The following is a 17407-nucleotide window of genomic DNA, read 5'->3' as shown; positions in this document are numbered from 1 at the left end:
GGCGGAGGCGGCCGACGTCGTCTATCCTGGTAGTTGAAAGTTCAAACACCTGGAGCTGACATGACGCCGGTGCTCTACCTCAGCCACGGCGCGCCGCCGCTCGCCGACGACGCCACCTGGACCAGCCAGCTCGCCGGCTGGTCGGCGGACCTCGAGAAGCCGAAGGCGATCCTCGTCGTCTCGGCGCACTGGGAAGAGGCGCCGCTGACCCTCGGCGCCACCACCACGGTGCCGCTGGTCTACGACTTCTGGGGCTTCCCGGATCGCTACTACCAGGTGAAATACGCCGCGCCCGGCGCTCCCGAGCTGGCGGGCAAGGTGCGCAAACTCCTGCGCTCGGCCCAGACACCGGTCCACGACGCACCCGACCGCGGCCTTGATCACGGCGCGTACGTCCCGCTCGTGGAGATGTACCCGGACGCCGACATCCCGGTGCTGCAGGTGTCGATGCCCTCGCTGGACCCCCGGGAACTGTTCGACCTCGGGCGCAAGCTCGCGCCGCTGCGCGACGAAGGCGTGCTGATCATCGGCAGCGGCTTCTTCACCCACAACCTGAGCGCGATGCGCGAGACCGACGGCACCGATGGAGCCCCGCCGTCGTGGTCGAGCGAATTCGACCACTGGGGTGCGGAAACCCTGCGCGAGGGCGACCTCGACGCGTTGCTGGACTTCCAGCGCAAGGCCCCCGCCGCGGCGATCGCGCACCCCAGGATCGAGCACTTCGCGCCGCTGTTCGTTTCGCTCGGCGCGAGCTCTTCGGAGGGCAAAGGCGAGACCGTGATCGACGGCTACTGGCACGGCCTCGCCAAGCGTTCCCTCCAGTTCGGCTAGCGGGATCGCAGTACACCGGCGCCCGCGACCAGGCCGAGCGCGAGCAGCGTGACCACCGCGAAGGACACCGTCAGCGACGTCAGGTCGGCGATCCCGCCGATGAGCGACGGCGCGACGAGACCCGACGAATAGGTGATGGTCGCGACGCCCGCGATCGACTGGCTCGGCGTCGGCCCGCTGCGTCCGGCCGCCGCGAAGGCGAGCGGCACGACGACGGAGACACCGAGTCCGATCAAGGCGAAACCGGCCATCGCCATCACCGGATGGACGGCGAAGACGACCAGCAGGCCGCCCGCGGTCGCGAACACCCCGCCCGCGCGGACGGTCTTGACCGAGCCGAAGCGCCGCACCAGCGCGTCGCCCGAGAGCCGCGCGACCGCCATCGTGCAGGTGAACGCGGTGGTCGACGCGGCCGCGATCCCCGGCGAGGTGCCGAGGACGTCACGCAGGTAGACGGCGGACCAGTCGAGGCTCGCCCCCTCGGCGAAGACGGCGCAGAACGCGACGGCACCGATGATCACGGCCGACTTCGGCGGCAGCGCGAACCTCGGCGGCGGGTGCTCGTCGGGTGCGCTCCGGACGTCGAAAACCCCCTGGCAGATGAGTGCGCCGGCGACGGTGAGCACGGCCGACGCGATCACGAAGTGGATCCGGGCGTCCAAGCCGGCGTGCGCGGCGAGCGTGCCGGCGGCGGAACCGACGAGCGCGCCCGTGGTCCACATGCCGTGCAACCCCGACATGACCGACTTGCCCATCTTCTCCTCGACGTCGACGCCGAGTGCGTTCATCAGCACGTCGGAGGTGCCCGCCGCGGTCCCCATGACGAACAGCGCGAGACACAGCGTGAAGAGGTTTCCGGCCAGGGACGGGAGGATCAGCGCCAGCGTCCAGTACGCGAGCAGCAGCCGGAGCCCCAGCCTGCCGCCGAGCCTGTGCCCGATCCGCGCGGCGAGCGGCATGGTGAGCGAGGCACCGATCGCAGGGAAGGCGAGCGCGAGGCCGAGCTGGCCCGCGCTGATCCCCGCGTGTTCCTGGATCCACGGGATCCGGGTGGCGAAACTGCCGGTCACCGCGCCGTGCACGGCGAAGACGGCGGCGATGGCGACCCGCGCCTGCCGCACCCGCCGCGTCGGCCCGCCGACGGTTTCCACTGTGTTGGTCACTGGGCCCCCAAGGTCCATGAGACGACTCGACGGCGTCAGCGTAAACTATCAGGAAGGGAACCTGATAATTAATTCTGGGAGGATCTGCCGGTGAGTGTCATCCGGACGCCGTCCGCCTCCCCGAGCACGGCGCGCGCCATCAACGACCGCCTCGCCCTCGACCTGCTCCACCGCGAGGGTTCGCTGACGGCCGCCCAGCTCAAGACGTTGACCGGGCTTTCCCGGCCGACGGTGGCGGACCTCGTCGAACGCCTGCAGGACGCCGGGCTGATCGAGATCGTCGGCGAAGCGGGCGCGGACCGCCGCGGCCCGAACGCGAAGCTGTACGGCATCGTCGCCGAACGCGCGTACCTCGCTGGGCTCGACGTCCGCACCCACGGCATGGCCGTTTCGGTCGCGGACCTGCTGGGCCGGCCCCGGGCGGAAGCGTCGCTGCCGTTCGACCCGGACGTCGACACCGACGAGGCCGTGGAGCGGGCGATCGCCCTGTTGAAGACCACCACCGCCGAAGCGGGCGCGACCGCGCTGCACACGATCGCCGTCGGCGCCCCCGGTCTGGTCGACCCGGCGACCGGCGGACTGCGGCACGCCGGGGGATTGCCCGCGTGGCACGGGAAACTCGTCGACGAACTCCGGCGGCGGCTGGGGGTCCCGGTGCTGCTGGAGAACGAGGTCAACCTCGCGGCCGCCGCCGAACAGCGGCTCGGCGCCGCCCGCGACCGGGACACGTTCGTCCTGCTGTGGCTGGGCTTCGGGGTCGGCGCGGCCGTCGTCCTCGACGGTTCGCTGCGGCGGGGCGCGTCGGGCGGTGCGGGGGAGATCGGGTTCCTGCCGATGCTGGGCCCCGGGCGGTTGCCGACGGCGACCGACTGCGACGGCGGCTTCCACACGCTGGCGGGCAGCGCCGCGCTCTGCGAACTGGCCCGTGAGCACGGCATCCCGGCTTCGAGGACCGACGACGCCGCGGCGGCGGAAGCGGCTGTCGGCTACGCGATCGACGCGAAGGCCGAGGATTTCCTGGAGATCGTCGCGGAGCGGATCGCGATCGGCGCCGCCGCGGTCACCGCGGTGCTGGACCCGGGCTGTCTCGTCCTCGGCGGCGAGATCGGGCGGGCCGGTGGCGACGCGCTGGCGGCACGGGTGAGCCGCCGGCTCTCGGAGATCTCGCCGCTGCGCACCGAGGTTCGGGCGGGGACCGTGGGCGGGGGCGCGGTGCTGGAAGGCGCGGTGCTGACCGCGATGGGCGCCGCGCAGGACGCGCTCTTCACCCCAAGGGGCTGAAGGGGACTTTCACCGCATGTAACGCGGTGAAGGGCGCTTTCACCGCGTGTCATGCGGTGAAAGTCCCCTTCAGCCCCTCCCTGAACAGCACACAAAGCGGGCCCGGGAGTGTCTCCCGGGCCCGCTTCGGTTCATTCAGTGGCGCTGGCCGACTGGCAGGTTCACATGGTGTGGAACTTCTTGCCGGTCAGGGTGCCGATGAAACGCTGGAACATGCTCAGCGGCGACGAGTCGACGCCCGCCAGAGCCGGGACCTGCGCGGTCGGCATCGCCGGGGTGCTGTTCACCGCGGGCAGGGTGCCCGTGGTGGGCAGCTGCACCGGCAGCTCGCCCGCGGCAGGCAGGTTGCCGGCGGCAGGCAGGTTGCCGGCGGTGGGCAGGTTGCCCGCGGTCGGCAGCTGAACCGGCAGCTTGCCCGTGGTGGGCAGGCCCTTGGTCAGCGCCGGCAGGGTCGGCAGCTGCGCGACCTTGGGGGCGTCCGCACGAGCGGCGTCACCGGGCAGCCCCGGGGTGTTCGGCAGGGCCGGGACACCGGGCAGGGCCGGGGTGCCGGGCAGCTCGGGCAGGTCCGACTTCGGCAGCTGCGCCGGGATGGTCTGCAGCTGCTTGAGCGCGGTCAGGCCGGCCACCTGCACCGGGAGGGTCGCCACCTGGGGACCGTCGGCGCGGGCGCCACCGATCGCCGGGGTGGTCGGCAGGGCGCCGGCACCGTTCAGCGACGGCACCGCGGGGGCACCGAACGGCAGCGCGGGCAGCGCGTCGATCGGCATCTCCGAACCGACCGTGTCGGTGAAGGCGCGGGTGAACTCCTCCTCGTTGATCACGGTGGAGTCGGTCGAGTTCTCGTCCGCGATCGCCAGGATCGGGATCTCGAACTCGTTCAGCGGGACCACGAACACCAGCGGGTGGTGGAAGTTGAAGCCCGAGAGGGCCGATCCGCTGCCGTCGGTGATGCTGTCGCCACCGGCCTGGCCGGTGATCATGCTGTCGGCTTCGGTCTCGGACACGGCACCGGCCACCGCGACGGCGTTGCCGAACACCTCGGGGTCGACCGCGGCCGGGATGTCGAGGATGTTGCCCGAGAGCGATCCGTCGAGACCCGAGGTCTCCACGTCGCCACCCGAAAGGGCGTCGACGGTGTTGGCGCCTTCGGCGTCGGCCAGGCCGGCGGCCGCGACCGCGTCGTGGGTGATCGGCACGATCGGCAGCGCCTGTACGCCGACGATGTTGCCCGAAACCGCGCCCTCGTCACCGGTGGTGGTGGCGTCGCCACCCGCCTCCGAAAGGACGTCGCTGACGCTCTCGCCCTCGGCGATGCCCGCGCCGGCGATGCCGTGCCCGGTCAGCTGGCCCGTGCCGCCGATCGGCGTCTGGACGATGTTGCCCGCCAGCGCGCCTTCTTCACCGTTCGCCGTGGCGTCGCCGCCCGCGTTGGAGTCGGTGAGGTTCGTGCCCTTGCCCGAGGCGATGCCGCCGAGCACCGCGGCGAAGTTGTGCGCCTGGACCGGCAGGGAGACCGGGCCGTAGACCAGGTTGCCCGAGCCCGCGCCACCGTCACCGGTCGCGTGGACGTCGCCGCCCGCGTTGGAGGTGGTGTCACCGTCGGCGCCGCCGTGGCCCTGGCCGATGAACGCGCCACCGATCCCGAACGCCTGCACCGGCAGCGAAACCGGCACGGTGCCCAGGTTGGAGCTGAGGAAGCCGTTGTCGTCGGCGGTGTTCCCGCCGCCGCCACCGGAGACGACCTTGGTCTCCTCGGCCGAAGCGGTGCTCTGACCGATGAACGAGCCACCGACGCCGAAGACCTCGGCCGGAACCGCGGCCGGGACCTGGACGATGTTGCCCGAGCCGGACGAGTCGTTGCCGGTGGTGCCGTCGTACGCACCCGCGGTCACGGTCTTCGTCTCGGACGCCTCGGCGGTCGCCTGTCCGATGTGCGAGCCGGCGACGCCGAACACCTCGGGGGCCAGCGCGGCCTGGGTGTTGACGACGTTGCCCGCCAGGGTGGAGTCGTCACCCGTGGTGTGGGTGCCGTTCCCGGCGTTCGCGTCGACGGTGTTCTCGCAGGAGGCGACGTTCGCGCTGCCGATGTAGGTGCCCGCGATGCAGGTCACCTCGACGGGAGCGGCCACGGCCGGGTCGACGATGTTGCCGCCGCCGGCGGAGCCTTCGCCCTCGCTGCTGATGAACCCACCGGCGTCGACGGTGCTGGACTGGCTGGTCCCGCCGTCGGTGCCGGTGTTCGCGAGGCCGATCCAGCTGGCGGCCACGCCGCCGACGTTCGCGACGTCCGCGGTCTGCGGCACGATCGCGTTACCCGCGACGGCCGAGTCCTCGCCGGAGGTCTGCACGTAGCTGGGGACGTTGCTCCAGCCGGGGGTGGTGTCACCGGCGGTGGCGTCGGCCGACGAGCTGCTGTTGGAGTTCGCGAGCGAACCCCACGCGGCGGCCGCGTTGTCGTTCACCTTCACCGGGAGGGCGATCGGCACCGCGCCGACGTTGCCGCCGAGGGCGGACTCGTCACCGTCGGTCACGACCCAGCCGCCGGAGGTGGCCTCGGTCTCGGCCTCGTAGCCGGAGCTGTTGGCGTTGCCGATGATCCAGGAGGCGGCGTTGCCGGTGACCTGGACCGGGGTGGCGAACTGACCGGCCAGCACGTTGCCGGACAGGGCGGAGCCCTCGCCGTCGGTGGTGATGTTGCCGGTCTCGGTGGTGCTCTGGCTGGCGGAACCGCCGACCACGCGGCCGGTGCCGCCGGCGAGCCCGCCGCCGTTGCCGGCGATCTGCACGGGCAGCGCCCAGTCGAGGGACACGACGTTCCCGGCGAGGCTGGAGCCCTCACCGGTGGTCTCGACGTCCTGGTTGTGCGACCAGGTCTGGTCGTGCGTGCCGCCCTCGACCTCGGCGTCGCCGATCACGCCGATGGCGTTGTCGACGATCTGGATCGGGACGACGACGTCACCGACGACCTTGTTGCCCTTGAGGATGTCGTCCGTGGTGGTGAACCCACCGCCGGTCGGGCCGCCGGTGATCTGGCGGGCCGAGTCCTTGGCGGCCAGCGGCGCCGGGACGGCGGCGTTCTTGCCGGAGAGGCTGGGGAGCCCTCCACCGATGCCGTCGGTGCTGCCGCCGGGCGACGAAGCCGAGTCCAGCGCGTCCGAGACGGGCTTGGTGACGGCCTTGGTGCTGATCTCACCCTTGTAGCCGGGGAGGTCGGCCTGGCCGAGGGGCGTGCCAACGGCGTTGTTGTCGATCTCGACCGGAACGGTGACGTTCGCGTCGAGCGGGGAGGCCGGGGTGTCGGGGTTGACCTGTTCGTCAGCCGAGGCGATGCCGGTGCCCAGCATCAACAACCCACCCGTGACCAACGCGGTCTGGAGTCCGCGCTTTGCCCAGGATTGCATGGGGTTTTTCTCCTTCATTTCGGGTTCCCTTTCGGGTTCGAGGAGGTGCTCTCGAAGAAGCACCAGAGGGGGGTGGAGCGGATTGCGGGCGCACGAAAGCGCACCGCCGTTTCGCGGGGATCAGGAGCGGACGCGAAGCCAAGCCCGGAATCGGGAGGCGTGAGGCGCGTCGGCTACCCCGCGGAGGGAGGTGTTCAGTCGGGAGTGACGCCGGGCTGCGAGCCCGGGGTGAGCGGCATGTACCGCGTGCCTGCCAGCGCGTAGCCGGTCAGGGAACGCTCGACGGCGGCGGCGACCCAGGCGGGAACGCCGTGGGTCATGCCGTCGAGGTGACCACCGGGGGCAGAGCCGCCGGGGACAGTCGGGAAGGAAGGCGCGGCGGGAAGCGGCGCCGGGGTGATCGGACGCGGGAAGTCACCACGGTGACCGTCACGCGCCGGAGCGTCCTCGACCTGATCGAAGGCATCGTGCGACTGCGCGAAGGCCGGCATCGGGAGGACGGTCTCGGAAGCAGCGGGGAACTGCGTCGTCGCCAGCTGCGCGAAGTCGGTGACCTGCTCACCCGCGCCGATGGTGTCCAGCGGGGACTCCGGGTCGACCGGGCTTCCGCCGACCGGGAGTTCCGGGACGAGGTCGCCGTGCCCCTTCGGGTCGAGGAGGTCCCAGACGTCGCGGCCGAAGTCGGGCGACGGGGCGAAGGTCTCGTCCAGCACCTGGCGGGTGTCCTGCGGCTTGCGCACGATGTGCTCGACGGCGCCGAGGGTCCGCTTGACCGGGGTGACCACCGAGTTGTCGGCGAAGTCGGTGACCGCGTCGCTGACGCGGGTGGAGACCTCGTGCCGGTCGGCGCGGAGGTCGCCGCAGTGGTGCTTCGCGGGAGCGGACCCGTTCTCGCCCGGCATGGACCACGTGGTGGCGTCCTGCTGGCTGTCGCCGCACATCGCGCCGGCGACGTCACCCGCGAACTTCGACGCGCCGTGGGAGACGTCGGTCAAACCCGCCGAGGTGGCGTCGGTGACCGGAGTGACGCTCGTTTCGGGCGCGGAGACCACCGGGGCGATGTCCGCGGAAGCGGAAGCGCCGGAAACGGCCCACGCCGCGGCGGAACCGGCGACGGCACCACCGAGCACGAACAGCGCACGCGAAGCGAGACGGCCGAAGCGCACAGCGCCACGCCTCTCGTTCTTCGCCGCGTTCGTCACTCGGTCTCCTGTCGCTTCGATTCGTCGTTGCGGGACCGAGGTAAGCAAAGTGCGGAAGGCTTGCGCGAGTTTGAAAGGCCTTGATGGCACGATCGTGTGAAGAACACACGGTGTAACCCGAAATCACGATCGGTGATCAAGGCTGGCGGAGCCCGGTTACTCCGGAGTCGATCCACCGGCGATGTGTCAAGCGTCGCATCGGGCGAATTCGCCTCTCGCGCGTTGCCCGGAATGTTCAAGAAACGTCGCCTCGGACCGATACGGTGTGCCCGTGAGCGAGCCCCAGCGCAAACAGCCGGAATTCGACCCGGCGAACCCGTTCCTTTCGGAGTCCACCGAAGACGTCACCAACCTCGTGCCCCGCGGCCTGCGGATCGGCGCGGCGTTGTCGTGGCGGTTCATCGTGGTGATCGCCGCGCTCTACGTCATCGTGTTCCTCATCGGCTATCTGTCGGTGGTCGTGATCCCGTTGTCGATCGCGCTGCTGCTCGCCGCGCTGCTCGCACCGGCGGTCTCCAAGCTGACGGCGTTGAGGTTCCCGCGCGGGCTGGCGGCCGGGATAGTGCTGATCGCGGGCCTCGCGGTGCTCGGCGGGCTGCTGACGTTCGTCGTCGCGCAGTTCTCCTCCGGCCTGCCGGAACTGCAGAAGCAGCTGACGGAGAGCCTCAACCAGATCAAGGTCTGGCTCATCGACGGGCCGCTGCACCTGCGCCAGGAGCAGATCCAGGAGTTCATCAACCAGGCGATCAGCTTCCTGCAGAACAATCAGGCGTCGATCACCACCACCGCGCTCACCACGGCGGGCACGGTCGGCGAGATCGTCACCGGTTTCATCCTGACGCTGTTCATCCTCATCTTCTTCCTCTCCGGCGGCGACCAGATCTGGAAGTTCCTCGTGCGCGGCGTGCCGGGCCGCGTGCGGAACCGGGTCGACGTCGCGGGGCGGCGGGGCTTCGCGTCGCTGGTCAGCTACGTGCGCGCGACGGCGGCGGTGGCCGTGGTCGACGCCGTCGGTATCGGCATCGGCCTGGCGATCGTCGGCGTGCCGCTGGTGATCCCGCTGGCGACGCTGGTGTTCCTCGGCGCCTTCATCCCGATCATCGGCGCGGTGATCGCGGGCGCCGTCGCCGTGCTGATCGCGCTGGTGACGAAGGGCGTCGTCGGCGCGCTGATCGTGCTGGCCATCGTCATCGGTGTCATGCAGCTGGAGAGCCACGTGCTGCAGCCGATCCTGCTCGGCCGCGCGGTGAAGCTGCACCCGCTGGCCGTGGTGCTCGCGATCACCGCCGGTCTCGTCGCCGCCGGGATCGCCGGCGCGCTGCTGTCGGTGCCGTTGCTCGCGGTGCTCAACGCGGGTATCCGGTCCCTGCTGCACGAACAGGATCCCGATCCGGCCGAGATCGACGTCCTGCGGGATCAGGCGGCCCAGCCGAACGACCCCGGGGAAGAGGCCGAAGCCAAGTCATGACCGAGCCCCCGCTCTGGCGCGCCGTTTCGGCGCTCGGCACGCGGGACCCGGCCACTCCGCTGTGGCGCGGGGTGATCGTGCTTCGCGTGACGACGCTGCTCTTCGCGCTCGGCTCGTTCATCGTCCATTACGACGGCTACGCGAATAAGTGGCTCGCGTGGACGTCGTTCGGCGTGATGACGCTGTGGACGGTGCTGAGCAGCGTGTTCTACGCGCGGCCGTCGAGCCGCTGGCCGTGGCTGGTCGGCGTCGATCTCGCGCTGACCGTCGTCCTCATGTTCACCTCGGCGTGGATCCTGACCACCGCGCAGTTCGACGCCAACACCCCGCTCATCACGACGGTGTGGGCGGCGGTCCCGCCCGCGGCCGCCGGGACGCGGTTCGGCGCGCTCGGCGGGGTGCTCGCCGGGCTGGTGGTCTCGGTGGTCACCGGGCTGGTGCGCTGGCGGTTCGACGTCGACGTCGCGCGGGACGGCTTCCTGCTGACCGCGAGCGGGTTCGTGATCGGGCTCGCCGCGACCATGGCCCGCCGGTCGGCCGACGCGCTGACCAGGGCGTTGCGCATGGAGGCCGCGACGGCCGAACGGGAGCGGCTCGCCCGCTCGATCCACGACAGCGTCCTCCAGGTGCTCGCGCGGGTGCGCAAACGCGGCGCCGAATTCGGCGGGGAGGCCGCCGAACTGGCGAAGCTGGCCGGCGAGCAGGAGATCGCGCTGCGGGCGCTGGTCACCACCGAGCCGACGCATTCGAGCGAAAACGGGACCACCGACCTCCGGTCCGCGCTGCAGCTGCTCGCGACGCCGTCCGTGCAGGTTTCGACGCCCGCAGGCGAGGTCCAGCTGCCCGAACACGTGACCGCGGAGCTGGTGGCCGTGGCGCGCGAGGCGCTGTCGAACGTCGAGAAGCACGCGGGCGACGACGCGCACGCCTGGGTGCTGTTGGAGGACCTCGGCACCGAGGTCGTGGTCAGCGTCCGCGACGACGGCCCGGGGATCGCGCCCGGTGTCTTGGAACGCGCGGCGGCCGAGGGACATCTAGGTATCGCGGAGTCCATCAAGGGCCGCGTGCGGGATCTGGGCGGAAGCGTCGCCCTGGACACCGCGCCCGGCCAGGGCACGGAATGGGAAGTCAAGGTTCCAGTGGCGGCGAGGGGGAAGCGATGACCGAAGCGCCTCAGGTCTCGGTGATGGTGGTCGACGACCATCCGATGTGGCGGGACGGCGTCGCGCGCGACCTGGCCGAGCACGGGTTCGACGTGAAGGCCACCGCGCCGGACGCGCCCGCCGCGGTGCGGATCGCGCGCACGGTCCGGCCGGACGTCGTGCTGATGGACCTCAACCTCGGCGAGACGTCGGGCGTCGACGCCACCCGCGAGATCACCGCGGAACTGCCGTCGACGAAGGTGCTCGTGCTGTCCGCGAGCGGCGAGCACAGCGACGTCCTCGAGGCGGTCAAGGCCGGGGCGTCGGGATACCTGGTGAAATCGGCTTCGGCGAGCGAACTGGTGGACGCGGTCAAGCGGACCGCGGCGGGCGACCCGGTGTTCACCGCCGGGCTCGCCGGGCTCGTCCTCGGCGAGTACCGCCGGATGGCCGACGCGCCTGACGACGGGCCCGCGCCGCCGCGGCTGACCGAACGCGAGACCGACGTCCTGCGCCTGGTCGCGAAGGGGATGACGGCGCGGCAGATCGCCGAGAAACTCGTGCTCTCGCATCGGACGGTGGAGAACCACGTCCAGTCGACGCTGCGCAAACTCCAGCTGCACAACCGCGTCGAACTCGCCCGGTACGCCATCGAACACGGGCTGGACGAGGAATAGTCAGCCCTGGCCGATCGCCACCACCCGCTGGTTCCGCTCGGCGGGCAGCGGGGTCTTGACGACCGTCCAGCGTGGCCGGTCGAGGTGCCAGGCCGCGACGACGTCGGTCGCGATCACCAGGTCGTCGCTTTCGGTCCATTCGATCGCGACCCGTTTGAGCTCGGTCGCGATCGGCATCGCGGGCGCGTGTGTCCAGGTCAGCGTGTCGAGGGCGAGCACCCAGACGTCGGCCGTCTGCGTCGCCGTCCCCGCCCAGGCGGGGTCGCCGAACAGCACGGCGACCTTGTATCCGTCGCGGCTCGGCACCACCTGGCCCGGTTTGCCGTTGGACACCGGCCACCGGACCGGCGTGCGCTGGTCGTTCCGCAGGTCGAGCACGGAGAATTCGGTCAGTTCGGCGAGCAGCATCCGATCCTTGGTGATCGCGAGGACGCGGGGGAACTGGCGGACGGCGCGGCCGGTGGCAGGGTCGATCAGCACGTCCTCGGCGGTGGCCGTCCCGGTGTTCACCGTGATCAGCAGCCCCTTCGGCACCTCCTGGCGCACCGCCATCGTGCAGCTCGCCGGCCGCCCGCGTCCGCGCTCGGCACCGAGCAAGGAGACGTATTGGAGGCGGCACAGGTCGTTGCCGTCGTCGCGGATCAGCCAGACGCCGCTTTCGTCGGCGGCCGGGGCGACACTACGGGCCTTGCCGAGTTTCCACGGCTGGTTCTTGGGGTCGCCGTAGACGAGTACCTCGGACGGCTCCAGGCACGACGGACCGCAGCGGGCGGCCGACAGCACGACCGGGAACTTGCCGACCCGGATGACGTCGTTGACCCGGTCACCGGCCGGAGCACCGGGCAGCGGGGTGGTGGCGCCGGTGGCGGGATCGAGCATCGACGGCGGCGAAGTCGTCATGACCAGGCGGAACCCCGCGTAGTCCACCGGAATGCCTTCGAGTTTCGACAGCGGCGGTGATGTCGGCGGCGGAACGGCCTGCGGCGGGTCTGCTTCGACGGTGCAGCCGGTCAGCAGGGCAGCCGCCAGCAAGGCGGCACAGGGGAGAAATGCGGGTCTGTTCAGGGTATTTCCCCGATCTCGCGCGTGAGAATCGGTTCTACCATTCCCAGCATGGGCGAGGAAGAGCAGCCGGCGACCGAAACCAAGCCGTTGACCGGACGGGACATCAGGGTCTCCGACGCGGAGCGCGAGCACGTCGTCGAGGTCCTGCAGAAGGCGATCGGCCTCGGGATGCTGAACCTCGACGAGTTCACCGAGCGGACCGACCGCGCCCTCGCCTCCAAGACCCGCGGTGAGCTGAACGCGGTGCTCACGGATCTGCCCGGCCTGGTGCATCCCGAAGCCGGGATGGTGCCCCGGCAGCAGCAGAACCCGTGGGCTCCGCCTCAGCAGCCCGCCTACGCCTCGACGTCCGGTGTCATGGAACTCAACGGCAAGTACTCGGCGTTGCAGCGCAACGGGAACTGGCTCGTCCCCGAGTCGATGGTGATCCGGAACAAGTACGGCGCCACGAAACTGGACTTCTCCCAGGCCGAGATCCGGTATCCGGTGGTGCATATCGAACTGCAGGCCAAATGGGGGCCGGTGGAGATCACCATCCCCGAGGACGGCGCCGTCGACACCAACTCGATCACCGACATCAAGTTCGGCAACCTCGACGACCGGACCCGCTCGAACGGCCGCCCCGGCACGCCCCGGTTCGTCATCACCGGGCGCGTGCACGGGGGGTCGCTGATCATCAAGTACCCGCGGCGGGGTTTCTTCGGCTAGATGTGGCGCAGGTGCCGGACCACGAAGTACGCGACCGCGGCCAGCACCAGCGCGGCCAGCCCGGACACCGCGTGCATCCCGCTGGCGAACGCGTCGTGCGCGGGGACGGCGTCGGCGAGCCGGGACCGGGTGACCGCGTTGCCCAGCGTCCCGACGGTCGCGATGCCCAGCGCGTAGCCGAATTCGTTGCCGGTCTGCGAAAGCGAGGCCGCCGAACCGGCCTTCTCCGGCGGCACGGAGCCGACGACCAGATCCGTGCCCAGGGTGATCAGCGGGCCGCCGCACAGGCAGGTGATGGCGAACGCGATCGACGGGATCACCGGACCGGCGCTCGCCTCGACCTGCGTCAGCAGCAGGAACCCCGCGATCGCACCGGCCAGCCCGGTGGCGATCAACGTCGCGGGGCGGACGCGACGGGCGAGGATCGGGGCGGCCAGGAAGCTGACGGTCGAAGCCAGCATCCCGGGCAGCAGCGCCAGCGCGGCGCCGATCGGGGAAAGCTCCAGCACGATCTGGAAGAACTGCGCGACGAACAGCATGGTCGTCCCGCCGAGCATCGAAAACGCGCACATCCCGCCCAACGCCGTCGAGAACGCACGGCCGCGGAACAGCGTCAGGTCGATCAGCGGGTCCCGCAGGGTCCGCTGGCGCCGCACGAACACCGCGCCGAAGCCGAGACCGATCAGGAGCGAGGCCGCCGGGACCACGTGCACACCCTCGCGGGCGAGCTCCTTGATGCCGTAGACCGTGGGCAGGATCGTGACCAGCGAAAGCGCGACGCTCGCGAGGTCGAGGCGGCCGGCGTTCTCGTTGCGGTACTCGGGCAGGAGCTTCGGGCCGACCACGAGCAGCAGGACCATCGCGGGGACACCGAGCAGGAACACCGAACCCCACCAGTAGTGCTCCAGCAGCACGCCGCCGACCATCGGACCCACGATCGCGCCGACGGTGAAACAGCCCGCCCAGATGCCGATCGCGAGGGAGCGCTGACGGCTGTCGGAGAACAGGTTGCTGATGAGGGCGAGCGTCGACGGCGCCAGCGTCGCACCCGCGATCCCGAGGATCGCGCGGGCGGCGATGAGCATCAGCGCGCTGGTCGAGAACGCGGCGAGCACGGAGGCCAGCCCGAACGCCGTGGCGCCGATGAGCAGCAGTTTCCGGCGGCCGATGCGGTCGCCGAGGGTGCCCATGGTGACCATGAACCCGGCGATCATGAAGCCGTAGACGTCCATGATCCACAGCTGCTGGGTGCTGTCGGCGCCGAGGCTCTGGCTGAGCTTCGGCAGCGCGAGGATCAGCACGAACACGTCGAGGGAGACCAGGAAGGTGGGCAGGGCCAGCACGGCCAGCCCGACCCATTCCCGGCGTCCCGCCCGCGTCGGGGTCATGGTGGTCGTCATGGTCGGCGTCCTTTCGTCGCTTCGGTGTCTTCACCTAGGCGTCGAAGCGGTCGACCGGATTTCGACATGCCCCCCGATCCTTTTCGGGGAGCGGGGGACCTTTGCTACCGCTTGGCGTCTCCCAAAGGGCGCCCCGCGCCCGACGGAGACTTCACGTCGCGCGCCCTCTTTCGGGGCCGAAGGCCCCACGAAAACACGATGAAGGGGCACCTTCGCACTCACGTGAGGTGTGTGCGAAACGGTGCCCCTTCGGCGGGTTTTCGTCAGCGCGCGACAGAATTCGCGGCCTGCCGGGCGGCGACCGGGTCCGACGTGGCCAACGCGGCGTCGGCCAGCGCCTCGCATTCGGCCAGCGTCGTGGCCGCCAGGCTCGCGCCGACCGCGCGCACGGCGGGCGCGTTCATCGAAAGGCTGGTCAGGCCGAGCCCGGCCAGCACCAGCGCGAGCCTCGGGTCGGCGGCGGCCTCACCGCAGACCCCGGCGGGCTTGCCGGTGTCCTTCGCGGCCTGGCCGATGATCTTGAGCAGGCGCAGCAGGCCGGGCTGCCACGGGTCGTTGAGCTTGGCGACGGCGCCGAGCTGGCGATCCGCGGCGAAGGTGTACTGCGCGAGGTCGTTGGTGCCGACGGAGACGAAGTCGACCGCGTCGAGGATCTCGCGGGCGGTCAGCGCGGCGGCCGGGATCTCGATCATCACGCCCGCACGGGCGATTCCGGCGGCGCGGGCGCGCTCGGCGAACCAGGCGGCCTCGGCGGCGGTGGCGACCATCGGGGCCATCACCGAAACCTCGGCGCCGGAGTCCTGCGCGGCACCCGCGATGGCCTCGAGCTGGCGGTCGAGGATCTCGGGACGGTCGAAGGCGACACGAAGGCCGCGTACGCCGAGCGCCGGGTTGGGCTCGTCCTCGGGCTCCAGGAACGCGAGGGGTTTGTCCGCGCCCGCGTCGAGGGTGCGGACGATGACCGGCTTGCCGCGGAACGGCGTGAGCACGGCGGTGTAGGCCTTGCGCTGCTCTTCGACGCTCGGCTCGGAGGAGGCGTCGAGGTAGCAGAACTCGGTGCGGAAGAGGCCGACACCTTCCGCACCCGCCTCGGCGGCGGTCTGGGCGTCGGTGGCGGACCCGACGTTGCCGAGCACCTTCACCCGGTGCCCGTCGGAGGTCGCGCCGGTGCCGTCCCACTCGATCGCGCCGGTCTTGGCGGCCGCGACGACTTCGGCGTTCGGGTCCGCGACCTCGACGACGCCGGTGTCACCGTCCACCGCAAGCGCTTGCGCGTCGAGCGCGAGGATGCCGCGGACCGCGACGACGGCGGGAATCCCGAGCGCGCGGGCGAGGATCGCGGTGTGGCTGGTGGGGCCGCCCTCTTCGGTGACAAGCGCCAGCACCTTGTCCGGGTCGAGGCCGGCGGTGTCGGCGGGCGCGAGGTCGCGGGCGACGAGCACGCTCGGCGACGACAGGTCGGGGACGCCAGGAGGCGCGATGCCGAGCAGTTCGGCGATGAGCCTGTCGCGCACGTCGAGGACGTCGCGGGCCCGCTCGGCCATGTAACCGCCGGCGGCCGCGAGCGCGTCGGCGAACTTCCCCGCCGCCTGATGTACCGCACGCGGTGCGGGCAGGTTCTGGTCTTTGACGAGTTGCTCCGCCGAGGAGACGAGCGCCGGGTCGGCCGCCATCGCCGCGGTGGTGATGAGGATCGTCGCGGCCTCGCCGGTGGCCGTCTCGGCGAGCTTCTCGAGCCTGCCGGCCACGATCTGCGCGGCCGGGGCGATCCGGGCGGCCTCGGCGGCGGGATCGGCCGGTGCCGGTGTGCTCGCGGGTTCACCGAGCGGCTCGGCGACCCGGACGACAGGACCGCTCGCGCGGCCGGGACTGACGGCGACCCCGGACAGTGACTCAGACGGCATGGTCTAGACCATATCTCATAGGCGGCGTGACCTGGCTCATAGCCACCAGCAGAACACAGAAGAGGACATCATTCCAGTTCGGACGCCGTCGGATAGGAAGGCTGCGCGCCTTGGCGGGTCACCGTGATCGCCGCCACCTTCACCGCCTTGCGCGCCGCATCGGCCAGCTCCTCACCCTTCGCGAGCGAAGTCGCGAGCGCCCCCGCGAAAGCGTCACCGGCGCCCGTCGTGTCGACAGCCTCGACCTTCGGCGACGGCACCTCCGTCACCCCATCCGCTGTGACCACCGCAGCCCCCTTCGCGCCGAGCGTCACGACGGCGGCCTTCGGACCGAGGTCGAGCAGCTTGGGGAAATCCGCCTCGCCGCCGAGCAGGAAGGCGGCCTCGTGCTCGTTGACCAGAAGGACGTCGAGCCCCTGAAGCGTCTTCGCGGAAAGCTCGGCGGCAGGCGACAGGTTCAGCAGCGTCTTCACGTGGCGCTCAACGGCTTTCGCGACCGCGTGCTCGACGGTTTCGAGCGGGATCTCCAGCGACAACACCACGATCTCGGCGCCGTCGAGGTCGACGTCCTCGGGCCGCAAGACGGAATTGGCGCCGGGCGAGACGAGGATCGAGTTCTCGCCGTCCGGCGTGACCGTGATGTACGCGATCCCCGTCGGGCGCTCACTCGTGCGCAGCGAGCCCGTGTCCACCCCGGACTCGGCGAGCGACCGCTTGAGCAACTCGCCGTACGGGTCGTCGCCGACCGCGCCGAGCAACGCGACGTCCGCCCCGAGCCTGGCCGCGGCGACCGCGGTGTTGGCGCCCTTGCCACCCGGCGACAAGATCGTGTCGCCACCGAGTACGGTTTCGCCACCACCAGGTCGCCGATCGACCGGGACGACGAGATCGGCATTGGCGGACCCGATGACCAGCACCTGAGAAGTCATGGAAGAGACCATGCCATGACCAGCGGTTGTCCGGTCGACACCCTTCTCCAGGCGAAGATGTGAAGAACTTTGTAACTTTCTCGGCGCGTAGTGCGACAATCAGGCGAGCAGCGGAACGCCGTCACTCTTTCGGGGATAACCTTCCCCCGGACGTCACTTCGGCGATCACGCCCGCTCTTGAGATGCGTTGCCGCGTCCAAGCGGTGACGTTGCCCCGATCCCGGCTTTCGCCG

13 protein-coding genes are annotated in these 17407 nt (G+C 70.8%); 6 read left to right on the top strand and 7 right to left on the bottom strand.

From position 1 onward, the window contains the following. Nucleotides 1–60 precede the first annotated feature (60 nt). The gene (locus MJQ72_RS42185; RefSeq protein ID WP_240596422.1) at nucleotides 61–831 is read left to right on the top strand and encodes a dioxygenase; all 771 of its coding nucleotides are present in this window, start codon (nucleotides 61–63) and stop codon (nucleotides 829–831) included. On the opposite strand, the gene MJQ72_RS42180 is transcribed toward MJQ72_RS42185, so the two are convergent. Then, entirely contained in the window at nucleotides 828–1994 is a 1167-nt protein-coding gene (locus tag MJQ72_RS42180; protein ID WP_240596421.1) for an MFS transporter, read from the bottom strand. The genes MJQ72_RS42185 and MJQ72_RS42180 overlap by 4 nt on opposite strands. Nucleotides 1995–2084: 90 nt before the next feature. On the opposite strand from MJQ72_RS42180, the gene MJQ72_RS42175 reads away from it, so the two are divergent. Continuing rightward, nucleotides 2085–3275, top strand: a complete 1191-nt coding sequence (locus MJQ72_RS42175) for an ROK family transcriptional regulator (protein ID WP_240596420.1) — start codon at nucleotides 2085–2087, stop codon at nucleotides 3273–3275. Nucleotides 3276–3436: 161 nt separating this feature from the next. Here MJQ72_RS42175 and MJQ72_RS42170 read toward each other — a convergent pair whose 3' ends face one another. Both MJQ72_RS42170 and MJQ72_RS42165 read right to left on the bottom strand, forming a co-directional pair. Then, nucleotides 3437–6679, bottom strand: coding sequence for a PE-PGRS family protein (locus tag MJQ72_RS42170; RefSeq protein WP_240596419.1), 3243 nt, complete (start codon nucleotides 6677–6679; stop codon nucleotides 3437–3439). 194 nt (nucleotides 6680–6873) lie between these two features. Then, complete coding sequence (locus MJQ72_RS42165) at nucleotides 6874–7881, bottom strand: hypothetical protein (RefSeq protein WP_240596418.1); 1008 nt, start codon at nucleotides 7879–7881, stop codon at nucleotides 6874–6876. 271 nt (nucleotides 7882–8152) lie between these two features. On the opposite strand from MJQ72_RS42165, the gene MJQ72_RS42160 reads away from it, so the two are divergent. From MJQ72_RS42160 to MJQ72_RS42150, 3 genes are read left to right on the top strand one after another with little or no spacing between them, the layout of a single operon-like run. After that, nucleotides 8153–9349 (top strand): AI-2E family transporter, encoded by a 1197-nt coding sequence (locus MJQ72_RS42160; protein WP_240596417.1) that lies wholly within the window; start codon nucleotides 8153–8155, stop codon nucleotides 9347–9349. Continuing rightward, nucleotides 9346–10512, top strand: a complete 1167-nt coding sequence (gene macS, locus MJQ72_RS42155) for a MacS family sensor histidine kinase (RefSeq protein ID WP_240596416.1) — start codon at nucleotides 9346–9348, stop codon at nucleotides 10510–10512. The genes MJQ72_RS42160 and macS overlap by 4 nt, the downstream gene beginning before the upstream one ends. After that, nucleotides 10509–11168 carry a response regulator transcription factor gene (locus MJQ72_RS42150; protein WP_016338311.1) on the top strand — a complete coding sequence of 220 codons (660 nt, stop codon included), beginning with the start codon at nucleotides 10509–10511 and terminating at the stop codon, nucleotides 11166–11168. The genes macS and MJQ72_RS42150 overlap by 4 nt, the downstream gene beginning before the upstream one ends. Here the strand turns inward: MJQ72_RS42150 and MJQ72_RS42145 are convergent, their stop codons facing one another. Continuing rightward, a complete protein-coding gene (locus MJQ72_RS42145; protein ID WP_240596415.1) occupies nucleotides 11169–12200 on the bottom strand; it encodes a hypothetical protein in 1032 nt (343 codons plus the stop codon). Nucleotides 12201–12281: 81 nt separating this feature from the next. On the opposite strand from MJQ72_RS42145, the gene MJQ72_RS42140 reads away from it, so the two are divergent. Beyond that, nucleotides 12282–12941, top strand: a complete 660-nt coding sequence (locus MJQ72_RS42140; RefSeq protein WP_072029397.1) for a DUF1707 domain-containing protein — start codon at nucleotides 12282–12284, stop codon at nucleotides 12939–12941. Here MJQ72_RS42140 and MJQ72_RS42135 read toward each other — a convergent pair. The 3 genes from MJQ72_RS42135 to MJQ72_RS42125 all read right to left on the bottom strand — a co-directional run bounded on the left by MJQ72_RS42135 (nucleotide 12938) and on the right by MJQ72_RS42125 (nucleotide 17174). Continuing rightward, a complete protein-coding gene (locus MJQ72_RS42135; RefSeq protein WP_240596414.1) occupies nucleotides 12938–14341 on the bottom strand; it encodes an MFS transporter in 1404 nt (467 codons plus the stop codon). The two genes, MJQ72_RS42140 and MJQ72_RS42135, sit on opposite strands and share 4 nt — an antisense overlap. 263 nt (nucleotides 14342–14604) lie before the next feature. Then, nucleotides 14605–16245 (bottom strand): phosphoenolpyruvate--protein phosphotransferase, encoded by a 1641-nt coding sequence (gene ptsP, locus MJQ72_RS42130; protein WP_240596413.1) that lies wholly within the window; start codon nucleotides 16243–16245, stop codon nucleotides 14605–14607. Nucleotides 16246–16313: 68 nt separating this feature from the next. After that, the gene (locus tag MJQ72_RS42125; RefSeq protein WP_240596412.1) at nucleotides 16314–17174 is read right to left on the bottom strand and encodes a ribokinase; all 861 of its coding nucleotides are present in this window, start codon (nucleotides 17172–17174) and stop codon (nucleotides 16314–16316) included. Nucleotides 17175–17407 lie beyond the last annotated feature (233 nt).

Origin of the sequence: Amycolatopsis sp. EV170708-02-1, assembly GCF_022479115.1 — a bacterium.
In the GTDB taxonomy this organism is placed as follows: Bacteria; Actinomycetota; Actinomycetes; order Mycobacteriales; family Pseudonocardiaceae; genus Amycolatopsis.
The sequence above is the reverse complement of the archived record's forward strand: the minus strand, read 5'-3'. Positions and strand labels throughout refer to the sequence as shown.

What these genes read in the sequence shown, in the direction of transcription:
- macS (WP_240596416.1), top strand. Translation starts at nt 9,346, where the DNA reads ATGACCGAGCCCCCGCTCTGGCGCGCCGTTTCGGCGCTCGGCACGCGG.
- MJQ72_RS42185 (WP_240596422.1), top strand. Translation starts at nt 61, where the DNA reads ATGACGCCGGTGCTCTACCTCAGCCACGGCGCGCCGCCGCTCGCCGAC.
- ptsP (WP_240596413.1), bottom strand. Translation starts at nt 16,245, where the DNA reads ATGCCGTCTGAGTCACTGTCCGGGGTCGCCGTCAGTCCCGGCCGCGCG.
- MJQ72_RS42125 (WP_240596412.1), bottom strand. Translation starts at nt 17,174, where the DNA reads ATGACTTCTCAGGTGCTGGTCATCGGGTCCGCCAATGCCGATCTCGTC.
- MJQ72_RS42135 (WP_240596414.1), bottom strand. Translation starts at nt 14,341, where the DNA reads ATGACGACCACCATGACCCCGACGCGGGCGGGACGCCGGGAATGGGTC.
- MJQ72_RS42170 (WP_240596419.1), bottom strand. Translation starts at nt 6,679, where the DNA reads ATGCAATCCTGGGCAAAGCGCGGACTCCAGACCGCGTTGGTCACGGGT.
- MJQ72_RS42140 (WP_072029397.1), top strand. Translation starts at nt 12,282, where the DNA reads ATGGGCGAGGAAGAGCAGCCGGCGACCGAAACCAAGCCGTTGACCGGA.
- MJQ72_RS42150 (WP_016338311.1), top strand. Translation starts at nt 10,509, where the DNA reads ATGACCGAAGCGCCTCAGGTCTCGGTGATGGTGGTCGACGACCATCCG.